Source organism: Paenibacillus germinis (assembly GCF_013141785.1).
GTDB lineage: Bacteria > Bacillota > Bacilli > Paenibacillales > NBRC-103111 > Paenibacillus_E > Paenibacillus_E phytorum.
The window spans coordinates 58,538-66,777 of the sequence record NZ_WHOC01000119.1 but is presented as its reverse complement, the minus strand read 5'-3'; the positions used below and the strand labels follow the sequence as shown (position 1 = coordinate 66,777).

The 8,240-nt window shown below is 45.9% G+C and carries 6 protein-coding genes; 1 reads left to right on the top strand and 5 read right to left on the bottom strand.

Annotation, left to right across the window (positions count from 1 at the left end; genetic code table 11):
* Nucleotides 1–194 precede the first annotated feature (194 nt).
* A complete protein-coding gene (locus tag GC102_RS22605; protein WP_171691492.1) occupies nt 195–959 on the top strand; it encodes an SDR family oxidoreductase in 765 nt (254 codons plus the stop codon).
* Nucleotides 960–1,081: 122 nt separating this feature from the next.
* On the opposite strand, the gene GC102_RS22600 is transcribed toward GC102_RS22605, so the two are convergent.
* The 5 genes from GC102_RS22600 to GC102_RS22580 all read right to left on the bottom strand — a co-directional run bounded on the left by GC102_RS22600 (nt 1,082) and on the right by GC102_RS22580 (nt 8,075).
* The gene (locus GC102_RS22600; RefSeq protein ID WP_171691491.1) at nt 1,082–3,082 is read right to left on the bottom strand and encodes a methyl-accepting chemotaxis protein; all 2,001 of its coding nucleotides are present in this window, start codon (nt 3,080–3,082) and stop codon (nt 1,082–1,084) included.
* A 191-nt stretch (nt 3,083–3,273) separates the two neighbouring features.
* Nucleotides 3,274–4,257: an ABC transporter permease gene (locus tag GC102_RS22595; protein ID WP_171649599.1), complete on the bottom strand. Its 984-nt coding sequence runs from the start codon at nt 4,255–4,257 to the stop codon at nt 3,274–3,276.
* A gap of 1 nt (nt 4,258) precedes the next feature.
* The gene (locus tag GC102_RS22590) at nt 4,259–5,338 is read right to left on the bottom strand and encodes an ABC transporter permease (RefSeq protein ID WP_171691490.1); all 1,080 of its coding nucleotides are present in this window, start codon (nt 5,336–5,338) and stop codon (nt 4,259–4,261) included.
* Nucleotides 5,331–6,872, bottom strand: coding sequence for an ABC transporter ATP-binding protein (locus GC102_RS22585; RefSeq protein ID WP_171691489.1), 1,542 nt, complete (start codon nt 6,870–6,872; stop codon nt 5,331–5,333). Before GC102_RS22585 ends, GC102_RS22590 begins: the two co-directional genes overlap by 8 nt.
* Before the next feature lie 129 nt (nt 6,873–7,001).
* Entirely contained in the window at nt 7,002–8,075 is a 1,074-nt protein-coding gene (locus GC102_RS22580) for a BMP family lipoprotein (protein WP_171649596.1), read from the bottom strand.
* Nucleotides 8,076–8,240: the final 165 nt, after the last annotated feature.

The following is an 8,240-nucleotide window of genomic DNA, read 5'->3' as shown; positions in this document are numbered from 1 at the left end:
TCATGCTGATTACCGAGCTCAAGCCAACGACTCGCCACCCTCGCAAGCATCAGATAGAACCCTTCACGCAGTTCCTGAAGCATGCTCAGACTGGGGTACCGACAATATCTGTACTCCCTCCGAATGAGAGAGCAACATTGCGAATGTCACTCTGTGATAAAACTAAACATGAAAACATTGAAGGAGATGAGGATATGAGCATGCTGAAAGGTAAAATCGCTTTAGTAACGGGTGCAAGTCGGGGTATTGGACGTGGGATTGCTTTGCGTCTAGCGCAGGATGGCGCCATTGTAGCCGTACATTATGGAAAGAATTACGATGCTGCAGAGGAAGTGGTTCGCGAGATTCAGCATAAAGGCGGCTCCGCTTTTACACTCGGTGCTGACTTGAATGTCGTAAACGGCGTTCGCGATTTATATGTGGGCTTGGACGAAGCCCTCGAGAAGCACACTGGCGGTAATCAGTTTGATATTCTTGTTAATAACGCTGGAATCGGGCAAGGTGGAACCATCGAGGAGACGACAGAACAATCTTTTGACGAAGTCATGAGCCTCAATGTCAAAGCACCTCTATTTCTCATCCAACAAGCATTACCTCGCCTGAGAGATGAGGGCCGCATCATCAATATTTCTTCTGCTGTTACCCGTTTGGCTTTCCCTAATTTTCTGGGCTACAGCATCTCGAAAGGTGCACTCAACACACTCACCTTCGTCTTAGCACAGCATCTTGGGAATCGCAGTATTACAGTGAACGCTATTTTGCCCGGTATCATTGATACCGATATGAATGCTGGAACATTACAGGATCCGGGTGGGCAGCAGTTCGCAGCCGGTCTCTCCCCTTTTAACAGATGGGGACAGCCCGAAGATGTGGCCGATATCGCTGCCTTTCTTGCCTCTTCGGACAGCCGCTGGATAACGGGGCAATTGATTGATGCAAGCGGCGGATCTCATATGTAAATCAAACAATTAAAAAGCTTGGCTGATGCGCCAAGCTTTTAACATTATCTGCTTCATACAATTACTTCGCATTCGAATCCGCTTGTGAAACGCCTACAATCATTCCACTAGGATCCCGTATTCTATTTCAACTTGAAGCGGTTGATTTGGTCCTGTAGATCGACCGCCAACACGCTAAGCGATTCGGAAGAGGAGCTAATCTCTTCCATCGATTGCAGCTGCCCACTTGCCGACTTGGCAATAGCCTGCAGTTCATCCATAGCCTGTTTTACGATATTCACTGTCTCCTGTGAAGAAGCGGCCACCTGTTCGGTTCCCGCTGATATTTCCTCGGACGCAGCCGATATTTCTTGGATTTGGTCATTTACATGCTGGATCGAGGCGAGAATCGATTGGAATACTTGCCCAGCCGTTTGGACGAGAGCCGAGCCTTTTTCAACCTCTGACAGTCCGCCCCGCATCGAGCTTGATGCTTCTTTCGTAGCGTTGATCGTTTCACCGATAATGGAGGAAATGTTCACGGTCGCACTGCTTGTTTGCTCCGCCAACTTCTTAACCTCGCTAGCGACGACGGCGAAGCCTCTGCCATGTTCACCTGCCCTGGCCGCTTCAATGGATGCGTTCAAGGCCAGCAGGTTAGTTTGTGAGGCAATTTTGGAAATAAAGCTAACAATCTGTCGAATTTGTTCGGATTTCTCCTCTAAGCCGTGCACGAGTTCGGCAGTATGTTCTACGGTATGACTGACCTGTCGCATTTGGGTAATTGCTTGTTGAATTTCCCCGTTTCCACGGTCCACTTCTTGAACGACACTTTGTGCGGTTTCCGAGACATTCGTGGAGGATTCGGCAATTTTCTGCACGCCCGATGACATTTCATTCATAGCTGTCGAAATTTGCTCAGATGCCTGGTAGTTCGCTTCTGAACATCGCACGACCTGCCCCACCGCTACTGTGATATGTTCGGAAGCTTTTGTCGATTCACTCGCAATTGCAGTGAGCTGCTCGGAAGATGCCGCGGTATGTGAAACGGCTTCTGATATTTTGCAAATCATCCCAGAGAAAGAATCGAGCATCGCATTGATGTTCTTGCGCATCGAGGCGATCTCATCATCACCATGGGTGTTCAATCGACCAGATAAATCACCTTGCCCTACTCGCTGCATGAGAGATGAAATCGTCATGATTGGGCGAATCGTCATCCGCGAGACGAGCATAGCTATAACAATGACAAGAACCGCAGAAACAGCTAGCATAATGGCTGAATTTTTCTTTAGCAGACTCACCTTTTGGAATACTTCCGAATGTTCGGCGGTCAAAATAAGCTTCCAACCAGTGGCATCAATGGTTTGATGAGCAGCTGACTTTAGTAGGCCATCTGGCTCTTTGTATAGAATATACCCGCTCTTATCCTTGAATACCGTATTTTTGTAAAGATCCATCTTCTCTGCCGTGGATGATTCCTCTAATTTTTGCCCCGTTTTCTTCGGGTGAACGAGGTATGTACCACTTGGCGAGAGTAGGTAGCCATAACCCGTTTCACCGAATTTGATGCGATTGATGATGGACAGCATTTGTTCAGGAAAAAGGAAAGATTGCACGATGCCGCGGAAATCGCCTTTGCCGTCTACGAGCGGAACATCGATGATGATCGTGTTTTTGCCGCTGCTTTCCTCCTTAATGATTTCGGACACTGATACTTTCTTATCAACGGCAGCTTTCTTAAAATTATCAAATTTGCTTGCGTCCACCTTATCGCCAGCTGTGTCAATGGACATGCCCTGCGGGTCAATATAGGCAAAACGATACACTTCCGGATCACTCTCCGCCATAATTTTCAGTACGGGTAAGATCGTGTTGGCTTTACCATTCATAAAATCTGGATGAGCTTTAACAACAGATTGAATAGAAGCAATTTTGCTATTCAGCCAGGAATTGATCTCGCTCGCACTAAGCTCCGCAAGATGAATTTGCTGATCTTTGGTATCAGACTCAACAACAGAAGAGGATTGAGCGGTAAGAATAAGCATAGAAATCAAAAGAGGGATCAGTGAGACAGCCAGCAGCAGCAGCGTCATTTTCACCTTCAGCGACTTGGCTCCTAACAAGGTTCGTAAAACAGACATTTGTGGCATTCTTCCTTCCGCGGTCATATATGATAGGTTATGAATATATGGAGTGGATTGGGAATTCGTCATAATTCGGCATATTCCCTGTATTTTCCGACACGTATTGGTTGGTAATTGTTTACAATAACAGGGTACAAAAAAACATGCACCGCCGCGGGAATACTCCCATAGCAATGCATGTTTTATTTTTATCGCTTACCTGGATCGTAAGGTTCACCTAGAGCTGATGGTGCTTTAGCCCTGCCTACTGCGCCTGCCAGCACTAAGATTGTCAGTACATAAGGCAGCATATAGAGGAATTCCTGCGGTATATTTTTCGAGAATTCGAACAAACGCATGAAGTTGTTGAGCGCCTGCGCCATTCCAAAGAAGACTGCTGCGCCCAGTGCGCCAACTGGATGCCATTTACCGAAAATCATCGCGGCCATCGCAATAAACCCTTGACCTGAGATCGTGTTATGTGAGAAGGCACTTGTTGTCGTGAGCGTAATGGTTGCCCCGCCAAGTCCGCCTAACAGACCACTAATCAACACGGCGATGTAACGAATACGCTTCACTTTAATCCCTACTGTATCCGCGGCACTCGGGTGCTCCCCAACAGAACGAAGACGCAAACCGAATGGTGTCTTGAACAGCACATAGTAAGTAACCGCGACTAGAATTAAAGCAATGTAAGTTGTCGGATAGGCATTGAAGAGAGCATAGCCGATATACGGGATTTTGGACAAAATCGGAATTTCCCATTTGGAAAACACATCATTTAACGTTTCTGTTTGACCAGCACCATTGAACAGTACTTTGACCAAATACAACGTTACGCCTGCTGCCAAGAAGTTAATCACAACACCGCTGATGACTTGATTGGCTTTGAACGAAATCGTTGCTACCGCATGAATCAGAGCGAATATGAGCGCAAATACCATGGCAGTAAGCAACCCGATCCACGGGGACCAGATACCCATATTCGCCTCTTCTGCATAATAAGCTCCAACGGCCGATGCAAATGCCCCGGAAACCATGAGCCCCTCAATCCCGATATTGACTACTCCGGAGCGCTCCGAGTAAATCCCACCCAAGGCTCCAAAGATGAGCGCCGTCGAATAGACGAGCGTCGTGTTGATAAGTTCACTAAATTTCGTGAAAAACGCGTTAAGCATGGTGAGCAGGTCCATGTTACGTAGCCCTCTCTTTCTTGCGTTTACTATAGAACGGGATGAGCACCCATTTAACGATACCTTGGGTTGCGACGAAGAAGATGACCGAACCGATGACAATTCGGATAATCTCCGGCGGCACATCGGCACCGAAACTCATGCCTGCCGAACCGTAAGACAATCCACCAAACAGTGCAGCCCCGAGCACAATCCCGATTGGATTGTTAGCACCTAGCAGGGATACCGCAATCCCATCAAATCCATAACCTGGGAAGCCTGCTGAAACAACTTGATAGTGGAATACACCAAGGACTTCAAACACGCCCGCAAGTCCGGCAAACACACCGGAGATAAACATCGCTTTAATAATGTTCTTCTTCACATTCATACCGGCATATTTCGCTGCATCGATGTTATGACCAACTGCACGCAGCTCGTAGCCTTGTTTCGTTTTCCATAAGATGATATAGAACACAATCGCTGCGAGTATCGCAATGAGTGTACCCCAGTGCATCCTCGCATTATCCAACATAGCTGATAGCCATGTGATGCTCAGAGATGCCGAGTCTTGGATCATGTAGGAACGCTGCTGCTTCGGCTCTAGAAGAAATTGATTAATGATATAATTCGACAGGAACAAAGCGATCCAGTTCAACATAATCGTTGTAATGACTTCATTAACTCCACGCTTTGCCTTCAAATAGCCCGCAATAGCTCCCCATAGGCCACCAACAAGTGCACCGACGATAACAGCTAGCGGAGCATGAATAATCCATGGAAGACCTGTCAATTTGACACCGATAAATGTGGCCCCCGTCATGCCCATGACGAATTGCCCTTCGGCACCGATATTAAATAAGCCTGTACGAAAAGCGAATGCGACGGATAATCCTGTCAAAATAAGAGGAGTAATCGCACGAATGGATTCACCTATATCATACGAATTACCGAAAATACGAGAAAATAGCGCCCCATAGGCGGCAATTGGGTTATATCCGCCTGCCAGCATCACGAGTGCTCCGAATAACAGCCCAAGTATAATCGCCACGATCGGATTCACCGCTGATTCACTTGTAAAAATGCGAGCAACCTTATTCATGAGCAGCTCCTTTCTCTGTGCGCTTACTGCCAGCCATAAGCAAACCAATCTCTTGATCGTTCGTCTCCTGCGGCAGCACTTCTCCCACAATCTGTCCTTCATAGATGACGGCAATGCGATCCGACACATTCATAATTTCATCCAGCTCAAAAGAAATCAACAGAACAGCTTTGCCTTTGTTCCGCTGCTCGATCAACTGACGATGCACGAACTCGATTGCACCGACATCCAATCCCCTCGTCGGTTGCGCGGCAATGAGAAGATTGGGATTTTTGTATATTTCCCTGGCAATAATCGCCTTTTGTTGATTACCACCCGACAAAGAACGCGCTTTATTGTAGATACTTGGCGTTCTAACGTCGAATTGCTTAATCAACGCTTCCGCATGACGATCGATAGCTTCATAATTCAAGAAACCAGCTTTGTTATAAGCAGGATGAAAGTACGTTTCCAGCACCATGTTTTCGCTCATTGTAAAATCGAGCACGAGTCCATGCTTGTGCCGGTCCTCAGGAATATGCGACAATCCAGCCTCGGAGATTTCTCTCGGCGTATGGTTGGTAATATCGCTTCCCATCAGCAGTACACGACCGCTATCAATGGAACGCAGCCCGGTTAATGCCTCGATTAATTCACTCTGTCCGTTGCCATCAACACCGGCGATGCCCAGAATTTCTCCGGCTTTCACCTCAAAGTTAAGCCCCTTCAGAGCAGCCAAACCCTGTTGGTTACGCGCGACTAATTCTTGCACCTGGAGAACGGGTTCTCCAAGCTTCACTTCCTGCTTGTTCACTTTGAAGGAGACGTCGCGCCCGACCATCTTCTCCGCCAGAATCTGTGGATTCGTCTTCGAAATTTCGAGCGAATCAATCACTTTGCCCCGACGAATGATCGTCACAGTATCAGCAATCTCCATAATTTCTTTCAGCTTATGTGTAATGAGAATGATGGATTTGCCCTCTTGGACAAGATTGCGCATAATGACCATCAATTCACTAATCTCTTGCGGCGTTAGTACAGCTGTAGGTTCATCAAAAATAAGAATATCGGCGCCGCGATACAGCGTTTTCAATATTTCTACACGCTGCTGCATGCCGACGGAGATATCTTCAATTCTCGCTTTTGGATCCACACGCAAACCATATTGCTCCGATAACTTGCGTACTTTGTCTTGCGCTGTTTTGTAATCGATTTTCGACCCTTTTTTGGGCTCCATGCCCAAAATGATGTTTTCTGTCACAGTAAATGGCTGAACCAGCTTGAAGTGCTGATGCACCATACCAATGCCAAGCTCGATAGCACGATTCGGGCTATCAATAAACACTTCCTTGCCTTGCACTTTAATGTTACCTTCATCCGGCTGATAAAGTCCGAACACAATGTTCATTAGTGTTGATTTACCCGCACCATTTTCGCCAAGTAAGGCATGAATTTCACCCTTCATCAGCTTTAAACTAATGGCATCATTCGCCACTATGCCTGGAAACCGCTTCGTAATGTTGCTAAGCTCAACAACAGGGACTACTTCACTCATCAGATCACCCTAAGGATCAATTTTTTTAATTACCTCTAAAACTAAAGAACAAGGCTAGTTATTATAACTAGCCTTGTTTGAACAGAAGCAAACCTATCGTTCGTAACCGCAACGCCTTTTATACCTAAATTAAGGTTTTTCAGGAACTTTGATTTCGCCGCTAATAATTTTTGCTTTGAACTCGTCAACTTTTTTCAAAATTTCAGGTGTTACGTTTTTCTTGGATGTTTCAGGAAGGCCTACGCCGTCGTCTTTCAAACCAAGTGTAACCACTTTACCACCTTGGAATTTGTTGTCGATGATGTCTTTGGAAACACGAACAACTGCTGTGTCGACACGTTTCAACATGGAAGTCAGTGTAACTTCATCGCCGAACTCAAGGGATTGGTCTTTATCTACGCCGATAACCCAAACCTTTTTACCGTTTTTCGCGCGGTCTTTCGCTTCGTTGAATACACCATTACCTGTGGAACCAGCTGCGTGGAAAATAACATCAGCGCCATCGTTGTAGATCGTAGCTGCTGCTGCTTTACCAAGGTCTGGCTTGTCAAAAGCGCCTGTATAGTTAATTTGAACTTTAGCATTTGGATTAACCGCTTTAACGCCAGCTACGAAACCAGCTTCAAAACGTTTGATAACCGGGATGTCGATACCGCCAACGAAACCGATTTTGTTTGATTTTGTTGTTAAACCTGCAACTACCCCAACAAGGTAAGATCCTTCTTGCTCAGAGAATGTTACGGATTCTACGTTCGGAGCTTCAACGACATTATCAATGATCGCTAATTTAGCATTTGGGTTTTGTGTTGCTACTGTTTTTAGTGCATCGCCCATCAAGAAGCCGATACCCCAAGTCAGGTTGTAGCCGTCTTTAACGAACTGGTTTAAGTTAGGCGTGTAATCTGCATCGCCTTTACTTTCAAGGTTTTTCACTTTAACGCCTGTTTGTTTCTCAAGTGCCTTCAAACCTTCCCATGCACTTTGGTTAAAAGATTTATCGTTGACGCCACCAATATCGGTAACCATTCCGATTTTGAAGTCTTTACCGCTATTGTTGCTTGGCGCTGCCGATGCTGTTGCTGCTGCAGAAGTAGCTGGAGTTGCTGAAGCCGCCGGTTTCGTTTCTTCTTTTTTGGCACAGCCGGAAAGAGCCAATGCAGAAACCGTTACAGCCATAAGAGCTGTTGAAAGCATTTTCTTCATCATTATTACCCCCATAGAATCATTTAATTTAAAACCATGAAATCTTACATTGTAGGTTGACCAAAATTAGTTAAATTATGTAAGACTGGCTATAGATGAGTGTATCATTTTGAAACCCAAGATAAAAGCGATACACCAGCAAAATAACATAATTCGTTATGTCAT